The sequence below is a fragment of the Microbispora sp. ZYX-F-249 genome (assembly GCF_039649665.1).
GTDB classification, from domain to species: domain Bacteria; phylum Actinomycetota; class Actinomycetes; order Streptosporangiales; family Streptosporangiaceae; genus Microbispora; species Microbispora maris.
Window position 1 is genome coordinate 199,605 of sequence record NZ_JBDJAW010000004.1, and the last position, 24,462, is coordinate 224,066.

The 24,462-nt window shown below is 71.6% G+C and carries 25 protein-coding genes and 1 riboswitch; of the genes, 18 read left to right on the plus strand and 7 right to left on the minus strand.

The window, feature by feature from the left end:
• The first annotated feature begins 192 nt into the window (after positions 1–192).
• The 4 genes from AAH991_RS07320 to AAH991_RS07335 all read left to right on the plus strand — a co-directional run bounded on the left by AAH991_RS07320 (position 193) and on the right by AAH991_RS07335 (position 3,507).
• Positions 193–1,308: a HesA/MoeB/ThiF family protein gene (locus AAH991_RS07320; RefSeq protein WP_346224981.1), complete on the plus strand. Its 1,116-nt coding sequence runs from the start codon at positions 193–195 to the stop codon at positions 1,306–1,308.
• A gap of 99 nt (positions 1,309–1,407) precedes the next feature.
• Positions 1,408–1,533, plus strand: a complete 126-nt coding sequence (locus AAH991_RS07325) for a hypothetical protein (RefSeq protein ID WP_346224982.1) — start codon at positions 1,408–1,410, stop codon at positions 1,531–1,533.
• Between the two features lie 95 nt (positions 1,534–1,628).
• Complete coding sequence (locus AAH991_RS07330) at positions 1,629–2,300, plus strand: DUF6879 family protein (protein WP_346224983.1); 672 nt, start codon at positions 1,629–1,631, stop codon at positions 2,298–2,300.
• Between the two features lie 22 nt (positions 2,301–2,322).
• The gene (locus AAH991_RS07335; protein ID WP_346224984.1) at positions 2,323–3,507 is read left to right on the plus strand and encodes a hypothetical protein; all 1,185 of its coding nucleotides are present in this window, start codon (positions 2,323–2,325) and stop codon (positions 3,505–3,507) included.
• On the opposite strand, the gene AAH991_RS07340 is transcribed toward AAH991_RS07335, so the two are convergent.
• Entirely contained in the window at positions 3,508–4,401 is an 894-nt protein-coding gene (locus tag AAH991_RS07340) for an NAD-dependent epimerase/dehydratase family protein (protein WP_346224985.1), read from the minus strand. It lies immediately after the preceding gene.
• Positions 4,402–4,563: 162 nt separating this feature from the next.
• Here AAH991_RS07340 and AAH991_RS07345 point away from each other — a divergent pair, with 162 nt between their 5' ends.
• From AAH991_RS07345 to AAH991_RS07375, 7 genes are all read left to right on the plus strand, one after another.
• Positions 4,564–5,415 (plus strand): helix-turn-helix transcriptional regulator, encoded by an 852-nt coding sequence (locus AAH991_RS07345; RefSeq protein WP_346224986.1) that lies wholly within the window; start codon positions 4,564–4,566, stop codon positions 5,413–5,415.
• 123 nt (positions 5,416–5,538) lie between these two features.
• A complete protein-coding gene (locus AAH991_RS07350; protein ID WP_346224987.1) occupies positions 5,539–5,967 on the plus strand; it encodes a hypothetical protein in 429 nt (142 codons plus the stop codon).
• Positions 5,961–6,194 (plus strand): helix-turn-helix transcriptional regulator, encoded by a 234-nt coding sequence (locus AAH991_RS07355; protein WP_030510150.1) that lies wholly within the window; start codon positions 5,961–5,963, stop codon positions 6,192–6,194. Before AAH991_RS07350 ends, AAH991_RS07355 begins: the two co-directional genes overlap by 7 nt.
• A complete protein-coding gene (locus AAH991_RS07360) occupies positions 6,191–7,180 on the plus strand; it encodes an NAD(P)-dependent alcohol dehydrogenase (protein WP_346224988.1) in 990 nt (329 codons plus the stop codon). Before AAH991_RS07355 ends, AAH991_RS07360 begins: the two co-directional genes overlap by 4 nt.
• 75 nt (positions 7,181–7,255) lie before the next feature.
• Entirely contained in the window at positions 7,256–8,182 is a 927-nt protein-coding gene (locus AAH991_RS07365) for an SPFH domain-containing protein (protein ID WP_346224989.1), read from the plus strand.
• Between the two features lie 3 nt (positions 8,183–8,185).
• Positions 8,186–8,428 (plus strand): type II toxin-antitoxin system antitoxin, encoded by a 243-nt coding sequence (locus AAH991_RS07370; RefSeq protein WP_346224990.1) that lies wholly within the window; start codon positions 8,186–8,188, stop codon positions 8,426–8,428.
• 15 nt (positions 8,429–8,443) lie between these two features.
• Positions 8,444–9,070 carry a GOLPH3/VPS74 family protein gene (locus AAH991_RS07375; RefSeq protein ID WP_346224991.1) on the plus strand — a complete coding sequence of 209 codons (627 nt, stop codon included), beginning with the start codon at positions 8,444–8,446 and terminating at the stop codon, positions 9,068–9,070.
• A 27-nt stretch (positions 9,071–9,097) separates the two neighbouring features.
• Here AAH991_RS07375 and AAH991_RS07380 read toward each other — a convergent pair whose 3' ends face one another.
• The 3 genes from AAH991_RS07380 to AAH991_RS07390 all read right to left on the minus strand — a co-directional run bounded on the left by AAH991_RS07380 (position 9,098) and on the right by AAH991_RS07390 (position 12,660).
• Positions 9,098–9,724: an HNH endonuclease family protein gene (locus AAH991_RS07380; RefSeq protein ID WP_346224992.1), complete on the minus strand. Its 627-nt coding sequence runs from the start codon at positions 9,722–9,724 to the stop codon at positions 9,098–9,100.
• Positions 9,725–9,783: 59 nt separating this feature from the next.
• Positions 9,784–11,916: a sensor histidine kinase gene (locus tag AAH991_RS07385; RefSeq protein WP_346224993.1), complete on the minus strand. Its 2,133-nt coding sequence runs from the start codon at positions 11,914–11,916 to the stop codon at positions 9,784–9,786.
• Positions 11,917–12,078: 162 nt separating this feature from the next.
• A complete protein-coding gene (locus AAH991_RS07390; RefSeq protein ID WP_346224994.1) occupies positions 12,079–12,660 on the minus strand; it encodes a TetR family transcriptional regulator in 582 nt (193 codons plus the stop codon).
• Between the two features lie 84 nt (positions 12,661–12,744).
• Here AAH991_RS07390 and AAH991_RS07395 point away from each other — a divergent pair, with 84 nt between their 5' ends.
• From AAH991_RS07395 to AAH991_RS07410, 4 genes are all read left to right on the plus strand, one after another.
• On the plus strand, positions 12,745–13,956 hold the full coding sequence (locus tag AAH991_RS07395; protein WP_346224995.1) for an FAD-dependent monooxygenase: 1,212 nt from the start codon (positions 12,745–12,747) through the stop codon (positions 13,954–13,956).
• A 51-nt stretch (positions 13,957–14,007) separates the two neighbouring features.
• Entirely contained in the window at positions 14,008–14,940 is a 933-nt protein-coding gene (locus tag AAH991_RS07400; RefSeq protein ID WP_346224996.1) for a WD40 repeat domain-containing protein, read from the plus strand.
• Positions 14,941–14,997: 57 nt separating this feature from the next.
• Positions 14,998–16,086, plus strand: coding sequence for a hypothetical protein (locus AAH991_RS07405; RefSeq protein WP_346224997.1), 1,089 nt, complete (start codon positions 14,998–15,000; stop codon positions 16,084–16,086).
• Positions 16,087–16,366: 280 nt separating this feature from the next.
• Positions 16,367–16,526: riboswitch (cyclic di-AMP (ydaO/yuaA leader) on the plus strand.
• Positions 16,527–16,862: 336 nt separating this feature from the next.
• On the plus strand, positions 16,863–17,198 hold the full coding sequence (locus AAH991_RS07410) for a C40 family peptidase (RefSeq protein WP_346224998.1): 336 nt from the start codon (positions 16,863–16,865) through the stop codon (positions 17,196–17,198).
• Between the two features lie 136 nt (positions 17,199–17,334).
• On the opposite strand, the gene AAH991_RS07415 is transcribed toward AAH991_RS07410, so the two are convergent.
• From AAH991_RS07415 to AAH991_RS07425, 3 genes are all read right to left on the minus strand, one after another.
• Positions 17,335–18,816 carry a non-reducing end alpha-L-arabinofuranosidase family hydrolase gene (locus tag AAH991_RS07415; protein WP_346224999.1) on the minus strand — a complete coding sequence of 494 codons (1,482 nt, stop codon included), beginning with the start codon at positions 18,814–18,816 and terminating at the stop codon, positions 17,335–17,337.
• Positions 18,817–19,435: 619 nt separating this feature from the next.
• A complete protein-coding gene (locus AAH991_RS07420) occupies positions 19,436–20,050 on the minus strand; it encodes a histidine phosphatase family protein (RefSeq protein ID WP_346225000.1) in 615 nt (204 codons plus the stop codon).
• A gap of 99 nt (positions 20,051–20,149) precedes the next feature.
• Complete coding sequence (locus AAH991_RS07425) at positions 20,150–21,397, minus strand: PEP/pyruvate-binding domain-containing protein (protein ID WP_346225001.1); 1,248 nt, start codon at positions 21,395–21,397, stop codon at positions 20,150–20,152.
• Positions 21,398–21,455: 58 nt separating this feature from the next.
• Between AAH991_RS07425 and AAH991_RS07430 the strand changes: the two genes are divergently transcribed.
• The 3 genes from AAH991_RS07430 to AAH991_RS07440 all read left to right on the plus strand — a co-directional run bounded on the left by AAH991_RS07430 (position 21,456) and on the right by AAH991_RS07440 (position 24,382).
• Positions 21,456–21,851 carry a DNA-binding protein gene (locus tag AAH991_RS07430; RefSeq protein ID WP_346225002.1) on the plus strand — a complete coding sequence of 132 codons (396 nt, stop codon included), beginning with the start codon at positions 21,456–21,458 and terminating at the stop codon, positions 21,849–21,851.
• Entirely contained in the window at positions 21,848–22,483 is a 636-nt protein-coding gene (locus tag AAH991_RS07435) for a transcriptional regulator (protein WP_346225003.1), read from the plus strand. Before AAH991_RS07430 ends, AAH991_RS07435 begins: the two co-directional genes overlap by 4 nt.
• A 609-nt stretch (positions 22,484–23,092) precedes the next feature.
• Entirely contained in the window at positions 23,093–24,382 is a 1,290-nt protein-coding gene (locus AAH991_RS07440; RefSeq protein ID WP_346225004.1) for a CE1 family esterase, read from the plus strand.
• Positions 24,383–24,462: the final 80 nt, after the last annotated feature.

Below are 24,462 nucleotides of genomic sequence, written 5' to 3' on the forward strand. Positions count from 1 at the left end.
TCATCACCGGGGCGGCGGGCACGGCCGATCCGGTGACGGACCCGGTGGCGGACCGGTGGCGGAGCCCGCATCGATGCGAGCTCCGCCGGCGCGGGAACGTTTTACGGCCGACCCCTTTTTCCCCACCGCGAAAATCGGTGTTGACTCACCCAGTTATCGCCCACTAAACGTCGTCACGTGCGACTGCCCCGCGTGAAATTCGAGCACCGGCCCCACCGGTACGACGACGGCACCATTCGCATCGGCGGTGAGATTTACGGGATCGCCGCCGAAATCGCGGATCCGTACGGCTGGGTGTGGACGGCCCTCACGCTGATGGACGGCACCCGCTCCCGCGACGAGATCGCCGAGCGGCTGCGCCTGGCCCACCCCGACGTGCCGGACGCCGCGTCGATCGTCGAGCAACTGGTCGCCACCCGATACGTCGAGGACGCCGCGGCCGGGCCGCCCGCCGGGCTGAGCGAGCGCGAGCTCGACCGCTACAGCAGGAACCACGCCTTCTTCCGCGCGGTCGACGTCGCGCCGCGCGGCCACGGCTGGGAGACCCAGCTGCGGCTGAAGTCGGCGCGGGTCGTGGTGCTCGGCCTGGGCGGCACCGGCAGCCACGCGGCGTGGGCGCTCGCCGCCGTCGGCGTCGGCACCATCCACTGCGTGGACCCCGACGTGGTCGAGCTGTCCAACCTCAACCGTCAGGTCCTCTTCGGCGAAGACGACGTGGGGCGCCCGAAGGCGGAGGCTGCCGTCGCGCGGCTGCGGTCCGTCAACTCCGACATCCGGGTCACCGGCGAGCGCCGCCACATCGGCAGCAGGCGGCAACTCGACGACCTGATCGCGGGCTACGACGCGCTCGCCCTGTGCGCGGACCGGCCGACCGGGCACGGCATCCGGGTGTGGGCCAACCGCGCCTGCGCCGCCGCGAACATCCCCTGGGCCGGCGGCGGATACAACGGGCCACTCGTCACCGTGGGGTGTTTCGCGCCGGGAGCGGGCGCCTGCTACGAGTGCCTGAGCAGCGGCGAGGAGGCGCGGCGCCGCCCGGGCACGCCGGTGGACCTCGGCGGGCCCGGCGTGATCGCCACCTCGGCGGGCGTGTCCGGCCAGCTCGTCGCCCACGCCCTGCTCGGGCTGCTCACCGGGGTGCCCGTGCCGCCGGCCGGCACCATTCAGGGCGTCAACCTGGTCGCCGCCGACCACCACGTGTGGGTCCGGCATCCGCCGCGCCCCGGCTGCCCGGTGTGCGGCACGCGGGCCCCTTCGGGACCGGAGCACAATTCATTCCGGCCGATGACCGAAATCGACGCCGGCTGAATGAATAAAGAATTCCTTGACTCCCCGCAGTCAAAAGGCGAATCATGAACGCGTTCTCGCGAGAACATCCTTGTCCCCTCCCCTCAAGAGAGGAACCGGATGAACACGAACGAGCACGAGACCGAACCCGTCGACGAGACCGCCTCGCCGGCGAAGACGAAGATCACCATCCGGCTGCTCGACAAGATCGAGACCACGACCAGCAGCAACAGCGTCGGCAACTGACGAAGCACCGCCCGAGGCGTGCGGGGGTGCCGCGGGGCCGCCCGCACGCCTCGGACGACGAGAGCCAGCATCAGGGAGTGCCCAGGGAGGGAAGGGTGGCACACGCGGGGACCATCTTCGACGACGTACGGCGGGCCGAGGCGCGGGTCCTGCCCGCGGACGCCTACCAGGCCGAGTTCACCGAGGAGTTCGAGCGGGCCCCCGACGGGGTGTGGAAGCTCGAACGCGCCCAGGAGTTCTTCGAACCCGACGTGGCGAGCTGGCGGGCGATGATGGCCGGCGACTGGGACGGGTCGCTCGCCATGCTGGAGGAGCTGCGGGAGTTCCTCGTCGGCTACTACCGGACCCGGCCCGAGGCCCGCCGCGTCCGCGTCGTGGAGACGCCGCTCACCCCCTATCTCCAGTGGGAGCTGCACGTCCTCGCCGTACGGGCGACGGCGGGCGAGCGTCCCCGGGTGCTGCACGCGGACGCCGTGCGGGAGCTGGAGCATCATGCGCCGTTGCCCGAGATCGTCGTGCTCGGCCCCACGCTGCTCTACGAGGTGCTCTACGACGAGATCGGCGCCCACGTGGGCGCCCGGCGGATCACCGACCCCGGTCTCGTCGGCCCCTGCCTGGCCGCGATCAAGGAGCTCTACGGCCGCGGCGAGGACGTGCGGACGTATGTCGAGCGCAAGGTCGCCCCGCTGCCGCCGCCCGTGATCTCCGACAGGGCACGGGCCCTCCTGCCCGGCTACTCCCACCACACCGGGACCATCCGCCCCTGACCCCCGCGTCTGGAGGCCCGCGTTGGGAGAGGCCACCGTGGTCCGGCTGCGCGAGCTGGCGTTCCGGCAGGACGGCGCGCAGTGGATCGTCGGCCGCCCGGACGGGGACGAGTTCGTCGCCGTGCCGTACGAGGGGATGCGGGCCATCGAGCTGCTGTCGGCGGGCGCCACTGTCGGGGAGACGGAACGGCGGCTGCGCGCCGAGACGGGCGCCGATCTCGACGTCGGCGACTTCGTCCGCGCCCTGGGCGCGCTGGGCTTCCTGGAGGAGCCCGGCACCCCGGCCGCCCTCGCCCGGCCGCCGACCTTTCCCCGGTTGCGCCCCCGGCACGTGCGGTGGACGCTGCATCCGCTGCCCCACCTGCTGGTCGCCGGCCTGATCGCCGCCGGGATCGCGACGGCGGTCGTGCGGCGGGAGACGCTGCCGGGCTGGCGCGACCTGCTGTGGAGCGAGCGCGGCACGCTCGTGCTCGCATCGCAGATCGCGGTCGGCTGGGCGCTCATCTTCCTGCACGAGATGGCCCACCTGTCGACCGCCAGGGCGGCCGGGGTCCCGGGCAGGATCCGGCTCGGCACCCGGCTGCAGTTCCTGGCCGTCCAGACCGAGGTGTCCGGCGTCTGGCTGGCCGGGCGGCGCGTCCGCCTGACGGTCTACCTCGCGGGGATGGCGACCGACGCGGCGGCCTGTTCGGCCGCGCTCCTCCTGACCGCCGTCGTGGGTCGCCAGCCCGCGCTGTCGCTGGTCACGCTGACCTCGCTCGGCATGCTGGCCACGCAGTTCCTCGTGTTCATGCGCACCGACGTCTACTTCCTGCTGCAGGACCTGAGCGGGTGCCGCAACATGTACGGCGACGCCTCCGCCTACGTCCGCCACCTGGCGCTGCGGCTGCTGCGCCGTCCCTCCCCCGACCCGCTCGCCGGCCTGCCGCGCCGGGAGAGGCGCGCCCTGCGCGCTTACGCGGTGCTGCTGGTCGTGGGCACCGCGGCCTGCCTGGCTATGGCGTTCGCGGTGACGGCGCCGGCGACGCTGACGCTGCTCGGCCGGGCCGTGCGCACGCTGGCCGCCCCCGCGGACCCGCTCGCCGGGCTGGACGCCGCGGCGGTGCTGCTGACCGCGGTCGCGTTCCAGGTGCTCTGGGCGCGGGCCTGGTGGCGCAGGCACGGCCCGCGCGTACGCCGCGCGCTGCGTCCGCGGCGGGGGAGTTGATCAGGACCGCGCGTAGGAACCGGTCGTCAGCTCCTCGATCAGTCCCGGCCGCCGCGGAGCCCACCCGAACAGCCGCCGGGCCCGCGAGGCGTCCATCGGCGACGAACGGGTGAGGGCACCGGCGGCCGGCCCCATCGCGGCGACCGCCTGCTCCGTCGTCAGCGACACGGCCCGGGCGCCGGTCAGGCCGGCGACCGTCTCGGCGATCCGCCGGATCGGGGTCCGCTCGGCCGAGGCGGCGTTGACGACGACCCCGTCGCCGGCGGGCTCGCGGCGCTCCAGTGCGGCGACGTACAGCTCCGCGAGGTCGTCGACGTGCACCGACGACCACTCGTTGGCGCCGTCGCCGACGTAGGGCACCATCCCGTTCCGCCGGCCGGCGCCGATGAGCCCCTGGAGCAGGCCCGACCCGCCGCGCCCGTAGACCAGCGCCGCCCGGATCACCGTGCCCGCCACGTGGCCGGCCGCCAGGACCTGCCGCTCGCCGAGGACCTTGTACGGCTGGGGCGACGTCTCCGGGGCGACGGGGTGGTCCTCGTCCACGGTCGCGCCCCGCCGGTCCGGGTAGACCAGTCCCGTGCTGGTGTAGACGAACGCGCCGCCGTCGTGCAGGCCGCCGAGCAGCGCCCCGAGGGTGTCACGCTCGATGTCGCCCATGTCCGGATCGACGTAGTCCACGGCGGTGTGGACCACGGCCTCGGCCGCCGCGGCGGCGCCGCGCAGGACGTCGAGGTCCCGCAGGCTTCCGGGCACCGCCTTGGCGCCCAGCCCTTCGACCCGCTCGCGCGCCGCGTCCGAGCGGGCCAGGGCGACCACCTCGTGACCGGCCCCGACGAGGTGCTCGGCCACGACCCCGCCGACGTAGCCGCTCGCACCGGTGATGAAGATCCGCATGTTCGTGTGCCTTCCGTGAGGTCGGGTGACCGCGGCGGGTCCGTGTCCGCCGCCGGTCGGTGCCAACCCCACCGTCACCCGCGTCCGTCCCGCACAGCCAGGGACCGAGAGTCCGTGGCTGAGGGGGTCCGCGCATCCGATGCCGGACGTACGGTCACAAGCATGGACAAGCACGGGCTGGCGCGGTTCCTCCGGAGCAAGCGGGAGAGCATCGACCCCGCCGACGTCGGACTGCCTCCGGGGCGCCGCCGCCGCACCCCCGGCCTGCGGCGCGAGGAGGTCGCCCAGCTCGCGTACATCTCGGCGGACCACTACACCCGGCTGGAGCAGGCGCGGGGCCGCCACCCGTCGCGGCGGGTGCTCGACGGCATCGCCCGCGCCCTGCGCCTGTCGGACCAGGAACGCGCCCACCTGTTCCACCTGGCCGGGGAGCGGGAGGACAGCCGGTCCGCCGAGCCCGCGAGCGAGGTGCGCCCGAGCACGCTGAGCCTGGTCAACCGGCTGACCGACGCCGCCGCGATCGTGGTGGACGACATGTGCCGCGTGCTGGCCTGGAACCCGCTGGCGGCGGCCCTGTTCGAGGACTGCCCCACCCTGGCCGGCCGGGAGCGCAACGTCATCCGGCACTACTTCCTGCATCCCGACCCCGAGCGGCGGCACTTCGGCAGTGGCAGCCCGGAACGCTTCGCCGTCACGGCGGTCAGCTACCTGCGCGTCGCCGTGACCCGGTATCCGGACAGCCGCGAGCTGAGGAGCCTGATCGAGGAGCTGCTGGCGGGGAGCGAGGACTTCGCCCGGTTGTGGCACTCCCAGCGGTTCCACATCGAGCGTCACCTGCACGAGACCGTGCGGCACCCGCGCGTCGGCCCGATCGAGCTGGACTTCGACGTGCTCACCGTGCCCGACCAGGAGCAGCAGGTGATCATCTTCACCGCCGAGCCCGGCTCCCCGGCGTACGAGTCCCTCCAGTTCCTGAAGGTCATCGGCACCGAGCAGGTGCCCGCCGGCGCCTGATCCACGCCCGCGACGTCCATTTCCCCGCCCGTCGGCGGTCGATGTAAAAAGTTCTGTACATCAGGTCAAAGACGCGTTACCTTGAGGGTGTCAAAGATTTTGTACACCCGAAGGGAATCGAGCATGACCCACGAGGAGAAACGCGCCTGGATCCGGCTGGTCGTCGCCGTGATCGCCTACGCCGCCTACGTCGTCACCATCCTGAGACGGGCGGACGGAGGCCCGTTACCCGATGTGCCGTACGCCGCCGCCCTGCTGTGGACGATCGGCGGGGCGATCGCCGCGGCGATCGTGGCCGAGATCGGGATGGCGATCGTCAACCCGCGGGCCTCGCGCGTCATCGACGTCCGCGACAAGGAGATCGGGCGGCTCGGCGACTACACCGGTCAGGCGTTCGTGGTCATCGGGGCCATCGCGGCGATGCTCATGGCCTTGGCGGAGTGGGACCGGTTCTGGATCGCCAATGTGATCTACCTCTTCTTCGTCCTGTCGGCGATCCTCGGCGACGTCACCAAGATCATTCTCTACCGCAGGAGCGTTCCGGAGTGGTGAAGCCCACGCGCGTGACGAACCGCATCCGCGCGCTGCGGTTCGCCCACGACGAGATGACCCAGGCCGAACTCGCCGAGCGCATCGGCGTGACCAGACAGACCGTCATCGCCATCGAGCAGGGCCGATACTCGCCCTCCCTGGAGATGGCCTTCCGGATCGCCCGGGTGTTCGGCGCCCCGCTCGACGACGTGTTCCAGTATCCCGACCTCCCCGAGGAGACGAAGTGAAGGCCATCGTCCAGGACACGTACGGCCCGGCCGACGTGCTCGAACTGCGCGACATCGACCGTCCCTCGATCGGTGACGAGGAGGTGCTCGTCGAGGTCCGCGCGGCCGCCGTGGACCCCGGCGTGTGGGTCCTGATGACCGGCACGCCGTACCTCGCGCGTGGGGGATTCGGGCTGCGCCGCCCCAAGGTGCCCATCCGGGGCCGCGACGTCGCCGGGGTGGTGGCGGCGGTCGGCGCCGGCGTCACCCGCTTCCGGCCCGGTCAGGAGGTGTACGGCACCTGCCCCGCCGGCTCGCTCGCCGAGTACGCGAAGGCGCCGCAGGCCCGCCTCGCGCCGAAGCCGGCCAATCTCACGTTCGAACAGGCCGCCGCGGTGCCGGTCTCCGGCATGACGGCGCTGCAGGCCGTGCGCGACGTCGCCGGTGTGCGCCCGGGGCAGCGGGTGCTGGTGATCGGCGCGTCGGGGGGCGTGGGGTCGTTCGCCGTGCAGATCGCCAAGGCGCTCGGCGCGAGCGTCACCGGCGTGTGCGCGGCGGCGAAGGCGGAATTCGTACGGTCGCTCGGGGCCGACGACGTCATCGACTACACCCGCGAGCAGATCGACCGCGACGGCGCACACTACGACGTCGTCGTCGACACCGGGGGCAACCGGCCGCTGTCCCTGCTGCGGCGCGCCCTGACCCCGCGCGGCACGCTGGTGATCGTCGGCGGCGGGCACACCGCGTACCGCTTCACCGGTGGCATGGGACGCACGTTCCGGGCGCCGCTGCTGTCGATGGTCACCAGAGGGCAGCGGCTGCGCCCGATGTTCTCCGGCGAACGCGCCGAGCACCTGGAGGACCTGACCAGGCTCATCGAGTCCGGCGCCGTCGTCCCGGCGATCGACCGCGCCTATCCCCTCGCCGCCGCGCCCGACGCGATCCGCCACCTCATGGAAGGCCACCCCGCCGGCAAGGTCGTCGTCACGGTGCCGGGAACGGCCTGATTCCCGACTCCCCGGGTCTGGTGAAAAATGATATCACTTTGCTAGTGTCGTGCTAGACACCCCCGAGGAGAAGACATGACAGACCTGCAGATCGCCGTCGACATGCCGGCCCCCCAGACCCACGAGCGGACGGCGCGAGCGGCCGTGGGATGGCCCATCCTGATCCTGGCCCTGGTGGGCCTGCTGAGCCCGGCCGCGCTGGTCCCGATCGGAGCCGTCCTCGCGAACGACGGCAGCGGCGGCGCGGGAGCGGCGCTGATCATCGCCGGGGTGCTGCTCCTCCTGGCGGCGATCGTCGTCTTCTCCGGCCTCACCGCGGTCGCCCCGGGCGAGGCACGCGTGGTCCAGCTGCTCGGCCGCTACGTGGGCACGGTCCGCACACCCGGCCTCCGGTTCGTTGCTCCCTTCACCCAGAAGCGCCGGGTGTCGACCCGGATCCGCAACCACGAGACCGACATCACCAAGGTCAACGACGCCGACGGCAACCCGATCGAGATGGCCGCCGTCGTGGTGTGGCAGGTCGAGGACACGGCGAAGGCCGTCTTCGAGGTCGACGACTTCGTGGAGTTCGTCGCCTTCCAGACCGAGACCGCGGTCCGGCACATCGCCGGCAGCTACCCGTACGACGGGCACGACGACACGCTGTCCCTGCGCCAGAACGCCGACGAGATCACCGGCCGCCTGTCGGCCGAGATCCAGGCCCGGGTGGCCTCGGCCGGGGTCAAGGTCATCGAGTCGCGCATCACCCGCCTGGCGTACGCTCCCGAGATCGCGCAGGCGATGCTGCGCCGCCAGCAGGCCGGAGCGGTCGTCGCGGCCCGCCAGCGGATCGTGGACGGCGCGGTCGGCATGGTCGAGGCCGCCCTGGCCCGCCTCGACGAGCACGACGTGATCGAGCTCGACGAGGAGCGCAAGGCCACCATGGTCAGCAACCTGCTCGTCGTCCTGTGCGGCGACCGCGACGTGCAGCCCGTGGTGAACACCGGCTCCCTGTACCACTAGACCGTGGCGACCGAAAGAAAGAGCATCCTGCTGCGGCTGGACCCCGCGGTGCACGACGCGCTGGCCCGCTGGGCCGGCGACGAGCTGCGCAGCACCAACGCCCAGATCGAGTTCCTGCTGCGCCGGGCGCTGTCGGAGGCGGGACGGCTCCCGGGCGGCGCCGGTCGCATCCCCCGGCGCGGCAGGCCCCCCAAGAAGCAGACGCAGCCGCCGGAAGCCCCCGCCGCCGACCCGCCCGACGACTGAGAGGAGGGCAGTTCCGTGAACGTCCCCGGTTCCCTGACGGCCCAGCTCTATTTGCTCGCCTACGACCCCCGCAAGGAGCGGGTGGTGACGAACTACCGCATCCCCTACCTGCTGCGCGCGGCCGCGCTCACCGATCTGCTGCTCATGGGCCGGATCGCCGACGACGACGGCAAGGTGCGCGTGGTGTCGAAGGACCGGCTCGGCGACCCGGTGCTCGACGGCCTGCTCCGCCAGCTCGCGGAGACGGGGCCCAAGCCGTGGCGGCACTGGATCGGCAAGGACGGCCGGGCCACGGTCCGGGCGGTCCGGGACGAGCTGGAGGCGGGCCGCTGGGTCAAAGTGGAGCTGCGCCAGCCGTTTCTGATCTTCAACAGGAGCGCCGTCCGCGTACGCGACACGCGGGTGGTGAAGCGCCTCGCGGCGCGGGTCGCCGACGCCCTCACCGGGCCGGTGTCCCGGGTCGGCGACCGCGCGGCGGCCCTCGTCGGGCTGGCCGCCGCGGCGGACCTGGGCACGGTCCTCCCGCGGGCGAAGCGGCGGGAGCACAAGCGGCGCATCGACCAGCTGGCCGAGCGCGGCGGCCCGGCCGCGGCGGCCCTCCGCAAGGTCATCCAGCAGGCCCGCGGCGCGAGCAGCGGCTGAGCCCGCCCGCCGGCCGCGCGGGCCCGCTCATCGCCCGCAGGTGCGGAGCATGTTGAGCAGGGCCACCTTCTCCGCCCGGGTGACGAAGAGCCGGTAATGGTGCTTCACCGTGATCCACGAGGTCGCGTAGCGGCACCAGTAGCGGCGGCGCGGCGGACGCCAGCTCTGCGGTCCCTGGCCCCCCTTGGCCATGTTGACGGAGTGGCTCACCACGACCAGCTCGGGACGGGTGAGGTCGTTGGCGAACGCGCGCCGTTTCGCCTGGCTCCATCGCTTGGCGCCGGAGCGCCAGGCGTACGCCAGGGGAACGACGTGGTCGACGTCGGTCTGTTTCACGCTCTTCAGCACCTTGCCGTCGTACGGGCTGCGCCAGACGCCCTTCACGGCCTGGCAGGCCGCGTTCCTGCGCACGCCCCGCCCGTCGCGGGCGAGAACCGCCTCCCGCGCGTCGCACTCCCCCTTGTGGTGTGCCCAGCGCGGCTGGAACCGCCGATGGCTGTACCCGCGGATCGACAGCGGCTTGGCGACCTTCAGCTGGGCCAGCATGCGGCGGGCCGGCGCCCCGGCGTCGGCCGAGGCCTGAGGGGCGAGCGCGACAGCGGTGATGGGGAGGACGAGAAAGGTAAGCGCGGCGACTCGGAGCGTGCGGTGCATGAAGATCATAGTTACAGCCATACCAAATACTCCCCACCGAGCGTGACGATATGCGGCTACTACGGTCGGCCGGCCGTGGGGACGGTCCGCACGGGAAGGGAGACCTCGACGAGGGTGCCGCCGCCGGACGGGGAGGTGATCAGGCAGAAGCCGCCCACCTCGGCGGCGCGTTCCCGCATCGAGGCCAGGCCCACCCCGTCGCGCCGCGACTCCGGCAATCCGACGCCGTCGTCACGCACCCGCAGGGTCAGCGTCCCCGCGCCGTTGTGCAGCGTCACGGACACGGTCGCCGCGTCCGCGTGCCGGATCACGTTGGTCAGTGCCTCCTGGACGATCCGGTAGACCGCCACCTCCGCGGCGGCGGGAAGATCCGCCAGATCTCCGCTCACCGACACCGTGATCCGCGGGGGACGACCACCGGCCCGGTCCCTCTCGTCCCCGTCCGCCACGGCGACCGCGGTGGCTCGATCGGCTGCCGCGCCGTCGCTCCCGCTCGCCCGGGCCGTTCGCGGGCCGGGCGGGGAGTCCGGGCCCGCGCCGCCACCCCCCATCGCCTCGGCGGCGAGCGCGCGTACGGCTCCCTCCAGGCTCAGCTGGTCGAGCACGGGCGGACGCAGGCCGTAGACGAGCTCGCGGATCTCGCCGGCCACTCCGTCCATGGCCGTACGCAGGTCGAGCAGGATCCGCTCGGCCTGCTGGGGTGACGTCCGCAGCGTCCGCCGGGCCATGGTGATCGTCATCGCCATGGCGGCGAGCGCCTGGCCGAGACCGTCGTGCAGGTCGCGGCGGAGCCTGCGGCGCTCCTCCTCCCGGGCGCTCAGGATCCGCTCGCGCGAGCGCTGCAGATCCGCGGACAGCCGTACGGCATGGGCGATGTCGGCGACGTACGGCGTCACCACGCTGATCAGCCGGTCGTTGTGGGCGGCGGGGAAGCGCCGCGGGCCGGGCGCGCCGATCAGCAGCCGGCCGACGTCCTCACCGTGCCACACCAGCGGCACCACGCGCCCGGCGTCGACTACGCCGCTCTCGACGTAGCGCGGCCGCCCGTCGTACACCTCGACGGCCACGCCCCGGACCGCCAGGCCCTGGCGTACGGCGGCGGCGACGGAGGCGAGCGCGGTGACCGGGTCGGCGGCGTGCACCTCGCGGGTGAGCCGCTGCCTGAGCGCCTCGGGATCCCCGACGGGCCCGTAGAAGACGCGGTCGAGCAGCCGCCGCAGCCGGCGACGGAGCGGCTGGAAGAACGCCCCGGCGAACAGCGCCGCCACCAGTCCCTGAATCTGCCCGTACTCGGAGACGAAGACCCCCCACAACACCCCGACGCCGAAGTAGACCGCGGTGACCGACGCCAGCACGCCGGTGGCGACCACGGTCCTGCTGACCAGCGTGTCGATGCCGTACAGCCGGTAGTGCGTGACCGCGACGGCGATCGCGACGGGCACGGCGGCGCTGGTGACGAGCGACAGCGGCGACTGGTGCCACCACACCTCGACGATCAGGTTGGCGGCGGTGGCGTACAGCAGCCAGCCGATCTGCCGCCGCCGCACGGTGTCGACGGTCAGGAACCTGACGACGAGCGACAGCAGGCACACCGCTTCGACCGGATAGAAGAAGTTGAAGGGCAGGTCGCGCAGCCATTCGTACAGTGGAGCGATCCAGGCCACCGCCAGGGGGTTCGGCCCCCGCGGCGCGTCCGCCGGGACGACGCGGCAGACGAACGCAACGGACTGGATCAGCGTGACGGCGCTCACCGCGACGGCGACGGGACGCCAGCGCCGCGACGGGAGCCGCCCGTCCGGATACAGCAGCGGCAGCAGTTGGTCCACCGCGAGCATCCCGAGGGCACCGACGACGTTGTTGATTACCAGGGGGTGGTACTGGGCCCGCAGGTCGCCGTGGTAGGCGAGCCACTCGTACGCCGCCTGCGAGGGCCCCAGCACGGCGATCGCCAGACCGCCCAGGACCATCAACCACCCGACACGGAGCCTGGGCCGCCGCACGACCAGCAACGCGCCGATGACCGGGTAGGCGATGCCCACCACGTCGTCGCCCGTCAGCACCGCCGGCCGCACCCGGAACCCGGCGGGTATCGCGAAGCGGCTCGCGGCGGCCGCCACCACCATGACCACGGAAAGGGCGGCCAGTCCCCCGGCGACCAGCCCGGCCGTACGGGCTCCGGTGAGTCGGCGCACCCCGTGCTCCTCCTTCGACGCGCCCACTCGATCAGCGGCGTCGCCGGATCCTAACGCGGCCGGGGCGGCCGCCGTCGCGGCAGAAACCGCCGGACATCGTGACCGGATTTCGTAGGGAGCCGCCTGCCGGACCCGCCCGCGCTCTCAACCGGCGTTCCGGTGTCACTCCGTCCGGAGTCCCGCACCGATCGTGCGCAGCGCCTCGAGAAGGTCGTCCGCCGACGGGGCCTGGTCCGGATCGACGAGCCACTGGGCCGCCATCCCGCCGAGCAGCGCCTGGTAGAAGGAGCCGAGGGCCATCGCCTTCCGCTCGTCCGCGGCCGGATCGAGCTGCTCGAACATCGCCGCCAGTCCCAGCCTCGCCTGCCGGTTGGCGGTCGCGAACGCCTCGCGCAGTTCCGGAAGTCGGTCCATCTGGGCGATGAGCTCGAACTGGATGGCCCAGAGCGGTCTCAGCCGGACGAAGGACTCGGTGATCCGCGTCCAGGTCGTCAGGAACCGTTGGGCGGGAGTGCCGGACAGTGACGCGTCGGCGGCGAGAGTCCGCTCGATCTCCTTTCCCCACTCCTCCATCGCCTCGATGAGCGCCGCGTCGAGCAGGGCCTTCGTCGATCTGAAGTGATAACCGATGGCGGCGAGGCTCGTGCCCGCCGCCGCCGCGATGTCCCGCGCGGTGGTGCCCGAATATCCCTTCTCCATCAGGCAGCGCTTGGCCCCCGCGAGCAGATCTTCCCGGTTTCCCATGGTCGGAGCTTAGCCCGTCGTCAAGACAATCGTCTTGGACAATTGTGCTAGACAGATGAGTGAGACGTTTGTACAGTTTCTGGCATGAGGAACATCCTGATCTCCGGCGGGAGCGTCGCCGGGCTGACCCTGGCCTTCTGGCTGCGCCGGCACGGGTTCGCGGTGACGGTCGTGGAGCGCTCGCCCGCGCTGCGGGACGGCGGCTACAAGATCGACATACGCGGAGCGGCACTCGACGTCGTCGCCCGCATGGGCCTGCTCGACGAGGTGCGACGGCACGGCACGGACATGCGGATCGCGCGGTTCGTCGACGCGCGCGGCAGGCAGCTGGGCACGATGGACGCCCGGTTGTTCGGCGGCCGCGAGGGTGACGACGTCGAGATCATGCGCGGCGACCTCGCCGGGCTCCTGTACGCGGCGGCCGGAGACGACGTCGAGTACGTCTTCGACGACTCCGTCACCGCCCTGCACGAGACCCCCGAAGGGGTGCGTGTCACCTTCGCGAGCGGCCCTCCGCGTACGTTCGACCTGGTGGTGGGCGCCGACGGCCTGCACTCGAACGTGCGCGCGCTGGCCTTCGGCGAGGAGTCCCGGTTCGTCCACGACCTCGGGCACCACATCTCGATCTTCACGGTGCCGAACCATCTCCACCTGGACCGGACCGAGATGATGCACCCCGCTCCGGGCCGGAGCGCGGGGATGTACAGCACCGGGGGCGGCGACGACGCCAAGGCGATGTTCCTCTTCTCCTCGCCGCCGCTCGCCCACGACCGGCGAGACGTCGCCGGGCAGAAGAAGCTGCTCGCCGACGCCTTCTCCGGTCAGGGCTGGGAGGTTCCACGCCTGCTCGACGCCATGGAGGACACGCCGGACTTCTACCTGGACTCGATCAGCCAGGTGCGCATGGACCGCTGGTCGTCGGGCCGGGTGGCACTCGTGGGCGACGCGGCCTACGCGGCCTCGCCCGCCTCCGGCCAGGGCACCAGCCTGGCCCTGGTCGGCGCCTACGTCCTGGCGGGCTGCCTCGCGGAGGCGGCGGGAGACCACGCCGCCGGCTTCGCCGCGTACGAGCGCGAGATGCGGCACTTCGCCGAGGAGAACCAGAAGCTCGCCGCGAACAACCTCAAGGGCATGGTGCTCAAGTCGGCGACGCGGATCCGGTTCCAGATGCTGATGTTGCGGCTGATGCCGCACCTGCCGGGGAGGAACCGCGTGATCGAGCGGATCACCGGGCCGATCCGCAGGGCCGCGACCGCGATCACGATCAGGGACTACCGGGCGCCGGCCTCGCGATAGACCCACAACATTTCCCGGATCTCCGGCATCTCACCCTGCATGAGATTGCGCATGACCCTCGGGGCACTGCTCCTGACCACCGCGCCACTGACCGTCGTGCCCCTGGCCGCACGGCCCGCCGCGGCCGCCACCCCGGTCACGATCGCCTACGCCCAGCGGACGCAGACCTGGGAACTGGTGCTGACCAACGGAGACGTGGTGCCGGTGCCGGAAGCGCTCGCGGTGGCGCCCGAGGACGCGGTCAACGCCGGCGCGCGGGCGCCCTTCCTGATCAGTGGGGACGGCCGGCACTTCTTCTACTTCCGCAAGTCGGATGGGCTGTTCGTCGAACGCGCCCTCACCGGCAAGGAAAGGGTGGTGTCGCGGGAAATCACGGCGTACGCCATCGACGAGGAATGGCCGCTCGTGTCGGACGACGGCAGCTACGTGATCACGACGACCTCGGCGCCGGGGCTGGGAGCCCTGGTTGACCTGCGAAAAGGCAAGACGTTGCCGCCGCCCGCAGGCAGGGACGACTGGAGCCTCGCGGGGTTCAGCCCGGACAGTCGACGGCTGCTGCTGCAGGGGGTGGTAGGGGGCCGCGTGACGGTGTTCGACCGCGGGCTGCGTGCCCGGTCGCGGCTGAAGACGCGGATGTCGCCCGCGGCGCTCGCGAACGACTACCGCACGGCGGCCGAAGTCGTCGGCACCTGGCCGAAGTTCCGGAAGATGCGCCTGTTCGACCTGCGTACCGGCCGCGCGCGTGGCGCGGTGACCGTACGGCTGCCGCGCGGGCAGTACATCGACGACCTCGACTTCGACAAGGCGGGGCGCGTCGTCGTCCGGTCCAAGACCAAGACGGGCGTGGCGGTCTATCGGGTCTCGAGGACCGGCAAGACGACGGTGCTGCGGACGATCACCAGGCCCGGCACGCGGATCTGGGTGCTCCCGGGAGACAGCACGTACGAACCGTGGACGGAGAAAGCGAGCAAATCGTCCCGGTGACGACGTGAACTGATCCCTTCCGCCGGACGTCATCCTCATGACGGAAGGGGAGGCGTTGTGCGTACCGCGATCGTCTCGGGGATGACGGCGCTCGCGCTGGCGTGCGCGCCTGCCGTGGCGGCCTCCGGCGTGACCCACGAGGGCGGCCGGGCCGGGGAGGCCGCCGCATGGCGGCCGGCCGGGGTGAACACCCTGCCCGGCGACGACGTCCTCGACGACGTGACGGTCCTGGGCGACGGGTCGGTGTGGGCGGCCGGTCACCGGGTCGCGAACGGGAAGCAGCGGGGCCTGGTCCAGAGGTACGACGGCCGGGCGTGGCAGGTGGTCCCCGGCGCCCCGCCGTACGAGCTGAAGGCCGTGGCGGCCACCTCGAACACGAACGTGTGGGTCTTCGGCCAGGGGAAGGCCGCCCGGTGGAACGGCCGCGCGTGGACCGCCTTCTCGCTGGGCGGCGCGTTCCCGGCGGCGGACGCCGACGCGACGGGCGCGAAGGACGTCTGGGCGGTGGCCGGGTCCTTCGCCTCGGCCAGGCGCTGGAACGGGTCCTCGTGGCAGAGCGTCCGGCTGCCGGCCCACGCCGCCGCCGTCGACGCGTACAAGGCCCGCGACGTCTGGGCGGCGGGGAGCAAGGGCGACCGTCCCGTGATCATGCGGTGGAACGGGAGGTCCTGGGCGCTGGTGCCCACACCCGCGGTCAAGCTGCCCGCCCCCGGCGCGGCCGCGTTCCTCAACGACATCGCCGTCGTGAGCCCGCGGAACGTGTGGGCCGTCGGCGGCGTCACCTGGGAGGGCGCGAACGACGAGGGTGACGACGTCACCTACAACCGCACCCTGGTGATGCGCTGGAACGGCACGTCGTGGGCCACCTCGGTCGGGGCCGTCAACGCGCAGCCGTACACGGAGGTGGAGCCCGACGGCAAGGGCGGCATGTGGGTCGTGCAGGGCAGCTGGAACGCCATCCTGTGGCAGGTGACGGGCTCGGCGTGGAGGAGCGTCCCCCTCCCCCGGAAGGCGGGCACCGACGCCGTCCTGTCCTCGATCGCGCGCAGGCCGGGGACGGCCACCCTGTGGGGTGCGGGTTTCACCGTGCCGCAGGGCGACCCCGACGACCCCTCGGCCAACGGCACGTTCTGGCGTACGCGCTGATCTTCACGAGCCGAGGGCGTCACACCGGCTCTCGCGCGGATGTGACGAGCGCCACGTTTTTTCCGATGACACGGCTCTGACCTGCACTTATGCAGGCGTGATCCTTTTTATGGGCTTCTTACCCTTTATGTGCCCTTTGCCCGAATATGGGCGAGCTTGGTAGTTTCCTTGCCCTGCGACGGCGGCGTACCCCATGACGCCGCCGTCGCGGAACCGGCACCGCCGTGCTTGAAAACGAAAATCCACTGTCACCGCCGCCATGTCCTCTCCGCCCCCCGGGGCGCCGGTGACGCCGAATCCGTGCGGCAAGGAAGCACGGAGCCGGGGAACCAGTCGACCTTCGCACGAAGGTCCGGGGTGAATCGGCGCGCCACGCGCCGTAGGGCGACTTCCCTGCCCGAATCCGTCAGCTAACCCGGTAGGCGCAAGCGGAAGACTCTAGGAGAGATCCCCTGTCTGCCAACCCCGCCACTCTGTCCCGCATCGCCCGCGTCACGATCGGTGGCGTCGCGCTCACCGCCTCTGTCGCGGCCTTCGGCGCGCTGCCCGCGACCGCCGCAACGGGGACGGTCACGGCACCACAGCCCGCCTCGACGCTCATCCCGCCCCAGCCCCCCGCGACGGGCGCCACCTCGGACACCCCAGCGGCACCCACGACCCCGACCCCGACGGCGACCACGGCGCCGGCCACCGCCGCGGCCGCCCCGAACGCCGCGGCGGACAAGAAGCTCACCAAGTCCGCCCTGCAGCAGGAGAAGGCCAAGCGCGCCATCAAGGTGGCGAAGAAGCAGCTCGGCGATCCCTACGTGTGGGGCGCCACAGGCCCGCGGGCGTTCGACTGCTCCGGGCTGGTCCAGTTCGCCTGGCGCAAGGCCGGGATCAAGCTCCCGCGCACGACGTGGTCGATGCTCGACGCCGTCAAGAAGAAGGTCTCCCTGGCCCACCTCAAGCCCGGCGACCTCGTATTCACCAGCGGCGGCGGCCACGTGGGCATGTACATCGGGCACAAGAAGGTGATCAACGCCCCCCACAGCGGCGCGGTGGTCCACATCGACAGCCTCAAGGGCTACTGGAGGAGCGGCTTCCTCACCGCCGTACGCCCGGGAATCTGACGCCGGGCGCGAGGAAGACGATTCCCGGCCTGCGTCGTCGCAGGCCGGGAACTCGACGCGCGCCCGCGCGTCCGGAAACAGGAAACCTCCGGTCGGCGACACCGACCGGAGGCCTCATGAGTCCTGCGTCACATCATCAGCGCTGCAGCGTCAGCACGCCCGGCCGGTAGGGCAGGAGGCCGTAGTCGCCGCCGGAGCTGGGGCTGCGACCCTGGTAGAGCAGCTGCAGGTTGCAGGCGTCCACGGTCTTGGTCTGGTCGGGGTTGTTGCGCACCAGGTCACCGTGGCTGATGTCGTTGGTCCAGGTGGCGCCGCTGTTGGCCTTGCCCGCGAAGGGGTTGCTCTCGCTCGTGGCCTGCGGGGTCCACGAACCACCCAGGCTGGAGGCGGTGTACGAGCGGAAGTAACGGCCCTGCGAGCCGATCGACTCGACCAGCATCAGGTACTTGTTCAGGCCCTGGAGCTTGTAGACCTCGACGCCCTCGAACAGGTTGTTCGTCGTGTCGCTCATGATCTGGGTGTAGTTGGAGCCGAAGCTGCCCGGGAAGTTCCCGATGGGCATGCTCTGCCGGTAGATCTTGCCGTTGTCGCCGGCGAAGAACAGGTACATGTTCTGGCCGTCACCGATGAGCGTCTGGTCGATCGGCCCGGTGCCCGAGCCGGAGATGCTCGCGGTGGACAGCGTCTGCTGCGCGGACCAGCTGTTCACGTTGCTGGGGTCGCTCGACGTCCGGTAGGAGAAGGCGGTCCCGCCCCACTGGTAGGCCAGCACCCAGATGTTCTTCGGGGCGAAGTAGAACAGCGTGGGCGCGACGGCCGAGAAGGGCATCGTGTTCTGGCTGGCCGAGGCCATGTCGGACCAGTTGGTGAACAGGCCGAAGTTCATCGAACCCCAGCTCGTGCCCGTGTTGTGCGTCGTCGCGTAGACCAGGTGCTTGCCGTTGTAGACGACGTTGGTGAAGTCCTTCAGCGAGACCCACCCGGACTTCGGAGTCGCCAGCGCGCCGGTCGAGCTCCAGCGGTACGTCGACGGGAGATCGCACGTGCCACCGCTGGTCGGCGTCACCGTCGGGGACGGCGTCGTGCTCGGGCCGCCGCCTCCGCGGATGCTCCACTTCTGGTTGTCGCCGCCCCAGCAGCTGTAGAGCTGGATCTGGCTGCCGTTGGCGGTGCCGGCGCCGACGACGTCCAGGCACAGCCCGGACGCGACGCCCACGATGGTGCCGTCGGCGTTCTGGCGCCACTTCTGGTTGTTCTGGCCGTTGCAGGACCAGATCACGACCTTGGTGCCGTTCGTCGTGCCCATGTTGTAGGCGTCCACGCACCGGGTGCCGTTGAAGGTCCGCAGCTCACCGGCGGAGGTGAACTCGAAGCCCTGGTTCGCCTGCCCGTTGCAGTCGTAGATCTGCAGAGCGGTGCCCAGCGCGTCGGTGTTGCCCGCCACGTCCAGGCAACGCCCCGACGCCACACTCACCAGAGGTGCCGGCGCCGCCGACGCCGGCACCGCCCACGTCGCAGTGGCCGCCACCAACGCGGCCAGCACCGCCACGATGCGTACGCCGACACCGACCGGCGAACGACGCCGGCCGCTCGTCACACGAATGGGGGGTGAATCCATTGTTTCGTTCTCCTCCTTCGGGGGGTGGAAGCGTGGCGAAGCGGGCCACGCCAGGAAAAACCGCAGTGGCATCACGGAGCCCGGGCAGGGACGGTCCGCGATGGAAAGGCCAAGGGCGGCCACGGTGCTGTTAGCGCTAACATGCGGCGCAATCCCGGGTTCCTCTCCCTCGGCGGTTCGGCGGTGATGGTGCAGCGGCGCGGATACGACCGGGCGGGGCGCCGCGTCAAGGACGCGACTGCGCCCCCTGCCGGCCACGTCCGGATGCCGCCGGGGTGGCGCGCGGCCGCGGACCGCCTCCGATCATGGAGACCCTCCTTTCGTGGCCGGCGCGTGTTAGCGCTCACAATTCACGACGCGGAGAGCCGCGTCCACAGGTCTCGATGCCGGTGATAATGGCGGAGCAAACTAGGACTCGCCGGGGCCCGTCAAGAGCGGACCGCGCGCGTCGATGGCGGTCAGCCCTTCTGAAACGCACGTAGCTGGCGTTACGGGCCCGGCCCGCACCGCGCGCGGACCGGCACGTGATGAAACTTTCAACCGAGTAAGCGCCGTCGCGGGCGGCGGCCCGCAGAGTCATCGGTGATCCCACGCTCCGGCGACCGGCCGGGACCCGGCTTCACGGCCTGACGCCTTCGGGGAACCCGGTCCAGCGCAGGTCGGGCGGGAGGTGGCTCATGTCGTTGAACATCACGAGCGTGGGCGGCAGGCCGTCGCGGTAGTCGATGACCGTCAGCGCGGTGTCGGCGCTGTTCAATCCGAGCCACCGGGACGGCGGCGCGTCCAGTGCGTGCCGCACCAGCCACGCGATCTGATAGGCGTGCGTCACCAGCACCTCGCGTGTGTCGCGCCGGGCTCCCTCCGCGGTGGCGCCGGGGACCTTCGCGAACCGGGCGACCAGGGCCTCGGCGAGTCCGCGTCCCGAGGCCGCCTCGGCGTCGTCGTAACCGTCGAAGAAGCCGGCCCAGGACGGAGGCGTTTCGGCCGCACTCGGAACGTAGGGCACGTGGTCGACGAGTTCGGCGGCCTCGGTCACGGGCACGTCCGGCAGGTGACGGGCGAGCTCCCGCGCGCTCGCGACGGCGCGCGGCAGCGGCGAGTGCCACACGGCGTCGACCGGTACGCCGGCGAGCCGTTCGCCCAGCAGGGCCGCCTGCCGGCGTCCGATGTCGGTGAGCTCGCCGAGTGCGTCGGCCGCGCCGTGCCGGGCCAGGTAGAGGCGTCGAGTTGCCATGCGCAGCCGGGGGGGAGTCCGTGCGGACCCTTCCCCGTCTCCTCCCCATCGGTAGGTGTGGGTGGGGCGGCGGGACGCCGAGCCACGGGGCCGTGGAGGTCAGTCGCCCTCTGCCGTGACCGTGCCGGTGGTGCCGTCGATGGTGATGACCGTGCCGTCGCGGAGTGCGCTCGTCGCGTCCGGGAGGCCGAGGACGGCGGGAATGGCGCGCTCTCGAGCGACGATCGCGGCGTGGGAGAGCACGCCTCCGGTCTCGGTGACGACGCCGGCGGCGATGCGCAGCAGCGGCGTCCACGCGGGGTCGGTGAAGGGGCAGACGAGGATGTCGCCCGGGCGCACGCGCGCGAAGTCGACGGGACCACGGACGATCCTCGCGGTGCCGGTCACGGTTCCGTGGCTGCCCGGCGTACCGCTGAACCTGCCGCCCGGGACGTCCGAGGCGCCGGAAGGCGACGTCGGCGGCGGGGGTGCGGCGGTGACCGGCCGCGCTTGCAGAATCCACGTGCGGCCGTCGGCGATCGCCCATTCGATGTCCTGCGGTCCACCGAGGGCGGCGGCGGCCCGTCCGCCCAACTCGGCCAGCCGTACGGCGGTCGCGTCGTCGATCGCCGGCCGGGTCCGGGTGGCGGCGGGCACGTCGCGGATGACGAGCCGCGCGCCGCGCCGGTCGAGGCGTCTCTGCTTGTCCGCGACAGAGCGGGTGACCGACCCGTCCCCGGCGACGCGGTAGGCGTCCGGGGTGACCCTGCCCTCGACGATGCTGGGGCCGAGGCCCCAGGACGCCTCGATCCGGGTCGCGTCGTTGCGGTCCGCGGGTGTGAACATGACTCCGGACGCCTCGGCGTCCACGTGGCGCTGGACGATGACGGCCATCAGAAGATCGCCGGATGGCCGGTCGCGGCGCCCGGAGGCGGCACGGTAGGCGACGGCGCGCGAGGAGAACAGCGACGCCCAGCAGGCGCGCACGGCCGCGGCGACCTCGCCGGCTCCGCGCACGGCGAGGAAGCTCTCGTGCTGACCGGCGGCCGATGCCTGACCGGTGTCTTCCCCCGCTGCCGATGACCGCACCGCCACGGGCGGGTCGCCGAGCTCGCCGAGCGCGCGTCCCAGCGCGTCGGCGACGGCCGCGTGGATCGGCCGGGCCTCGATCGCCCGCCGCGCGTCGTCGGCGTCGCCCGTCTCGCCGGCGAGCCGCCCCAGGTCCAGGTCGCGGACGGCGGCGAGGTAGGCGGCGAACGGGACGACGAAGCCGTCGGGGACCGGCAGACCGGCGCGGTGCAACGCCCCGAGTGCGCCGGCCTTGCCCCCGCAGGTCTCGGCGACAGCCTCCGTGAGGGGTACGATCACCGCTCCGCCCTTCAACATAAAGTTGACAACAATTCGTTGATTGTGCAGTCTCGGACACATGGAACGCAAGGACGACATCGGTCGTGGCACGCACGCGGACCACGTCCGGGCCCAGCGCGAGCAGGACGCGCGTGACCGTCTTCTGCGCCTGGGCGCGGATGCGCTCGACGCCCGTCCGTGGCGGCCCGCGCCCGTCCCGCCGTCGGCGGTCGACCTTGCGCAGTTCGCCGTCTGGCGCAACGCCGATCTGGACCCGGACGACATCCTGAGCGCGCTCGCCCTCCTGCCCGCCGCACGAGCCGAGGTCGAAGGACTCGAATCGGCCCTGCTGTTCATCGCCCGGAGCGCGGGTCTGACCTGGGCGCAGATGGCACACGTGATGGGGTTCAACTCCCCGCAGGCGTGCCAGCAGCACTACACCCGCCTGACCGCACGACAGGACGCCGGCTCGTGACGTGCGACTCTCCGCCCGGCCTCCTGGTCCTGCACGCCGTGCGCGTCACCGGGTTCGCGGACACCCCGGCGATCGCCGGCCGGTACGGGCTCGACCCGGCCGAGACGAAAGAGCTGCTGCTCGACGCCGAGGCCCTCGGCTGGGTCGAGCACACCGCCTTCGCCGGCACCGGAGGCTGGTCGCTGACCGAATCGGGCCGGACCGAGAACGAGCGCCTGCTCGCGGCCGAGCTCGCACGCGTCGGCGCCGCCGACGAGGTCCGGGACGTCTACCGCGAGTTCCTCCCGCTGAACGCCCTCCTGCTGCGGGCCTGCACCGACTGGCAACTGCGACCGGCCGCCGGCGATCGGCTCGCCGTCAACGACCACTCCGATCCCGCCTGGGACGCCGGGGTCCTCCACGAGCTCACCTGTGTCGGCCGGGCGCTCACGCCACTGGCCGACCGGCTCGGTCGCGTCCTCACGCGGCTCCGCGGATACGACACACGATTCACCACGGCCCTGGCGCGCGCCCGGGCCGGCGAGGTCGCCTGGGTCGACCGCACCGACGTCGACTCCTGCCATCGTGTCTGGTTCGAGTTGCACGAAGACCTCATCGCCACGCTCGGCCTCGACCGGCACGCGCACCCCTGACCCGCATCCCCGGTTTCCGGAACATCAAGCTGCCCCGGCAGCCGGGCCGGAGGCGCCGACGATGAAAATTTCACCCCGGCGCCGACGACGGCCGTGGTTTCTGCCTGGTCACATCCGGAGGAGCGGACGGTCGGCTCGGGGGACAGGCGACGTCCTTGACACGATTCCTGACTTCCTATTTGCTCCGCACCACCACCACCTCCAGTCGACCGGCAGAGAGGAGCACATCGCCGCCCCCGTCATTGTTAGCGATAACAGTCTGCCGTCTCCACGGCGGACGCCATGCTGACGCCAACGGGCATCTGAACTCGCCCTGCTCTTCCGCAGCAGGAAAGGGGCGAGCACGCGCACGCCGACGATGGCCGGTCGCCGCGCGGCTCCGAATCGACTGACGGTGGGCTCACTCAGCGTTCGAATCCGCCCCGGGAGGCCGCTCGGCCGGCACGCGAATACCGGCCGCGGATGCTCCACGAGGTGAAGGAAACCGATGACTTCCCTACCGACGCATGTCGGTTTTCGAACGGCAAAGGGAGTTGTGTGAAGTTGAGACAGAGATCCATTTTTGCCTCTGTCGCGGCCGCCGCGCTTCTCGTCCTGGCTACGGGACGCATGGCACTCAGCGACAGTCTCGGCGCGACCACGCCGTCCTCGGCCGCCGCCGTCGCGGCGGCGACCGCCGGCTGCGGCAAGACCCCCACGCTGAGGAGCGGCTCGCAGACGATCACGACCAGCGGCAAGAGCCGCAGTTGGATCCTGCGGATCCCCGACAATTACGACAACAACCGCCCCTACCGGTTGATCTTCGCGTACCACTGGCTGAACGGCACCGCCCAGATCGTCGACTCGGGCGGCTCGGACGGATCCGTCTGGGCCTACTACGGGCTCAAGCAACTGTCCAACAACAGCACGATCTTCATCGCCCCCCAGGGCATCAACAACGGCTGGGGCAACTCCAACGGTGAAGACCTGACCTTCACCGACGACGTGCTGAGGCTTGTCGAGAACAACCTGTGCGTCGACACGACGCAGCGCTTCGCCATGGGGTGGAGCTACGGCGGCGCGATGAGCTTCGCGGTCGCCTGTGCCCGGCCGACGGTCTTCCGTGCGGTCGCGGTCTACTCCGGCGCGCAACTCAGCGGGTGCAACGGCGGCACTCAGCCGGTCGCGTACATGGGCATCCACGGCACCCATGACTCGGTGCTCAACATCTCCCAGGGACGGTCGCTGCGTGACAGGTTCGTCGCGAACAACGGCTGCACTCCCCAGAACCCCCGGGAGCCCGCGCAGGGCAGCCTGACGCACATCATCACCGCCTACTCGGGCTGCCGGGCCGGCTACCCCGTCGTGTGGGCGGCGTTCGACGGAGACCACACCCCCTCTCCGAACGACGGGTCCACCTCCACCAGCGGCGCCAGGACCTGGACGTCGGCAGAGGTGTGGAAGTTCTTCACCCAGTTCCAGTCCGGTTCGTCTCCCTCCCCCTCCCCCTCCCCGTCGTCATCGCCGTCGGCGTCGCCCTCGGCATCGCCCTCGGTGTCGCCGTCGGTGTCGCCTTCCCCGTCGCCGTCGCCCGGCGGATCGGGCGCCTGCCGCGTCAGCGCCACCGTCAACGCGTGGAACAACGGCCTGACCGAGCAGATCGCCATCACCAACACCGGGTCCTCCGCCGTCAACGGCTGGTCGCTGACCTTCACCCTCCCCGGCGGGCAGACCATCACCGGCGGATGGAACGCCACCTACTCGCCCACCAGCGGACAGGTCACGGCGAAGAACGTCAGCTACAACGGCTCGCTGGCGCCCGGAAGCACCACCGAGATCGGCTTCCAGGCCACCCACACCGGCAACACCGGCAAGCCCACCGGGTTCGCCCTGAACGGAAGCCCCTGCACCATCGCCTGACCGGCGAGAACCACCGGGGGTGGCGCCCTGCCGGACGTCACCCCCGGGCCTCCCGGCGCACCGGGTCCGCCCCCTCAAGC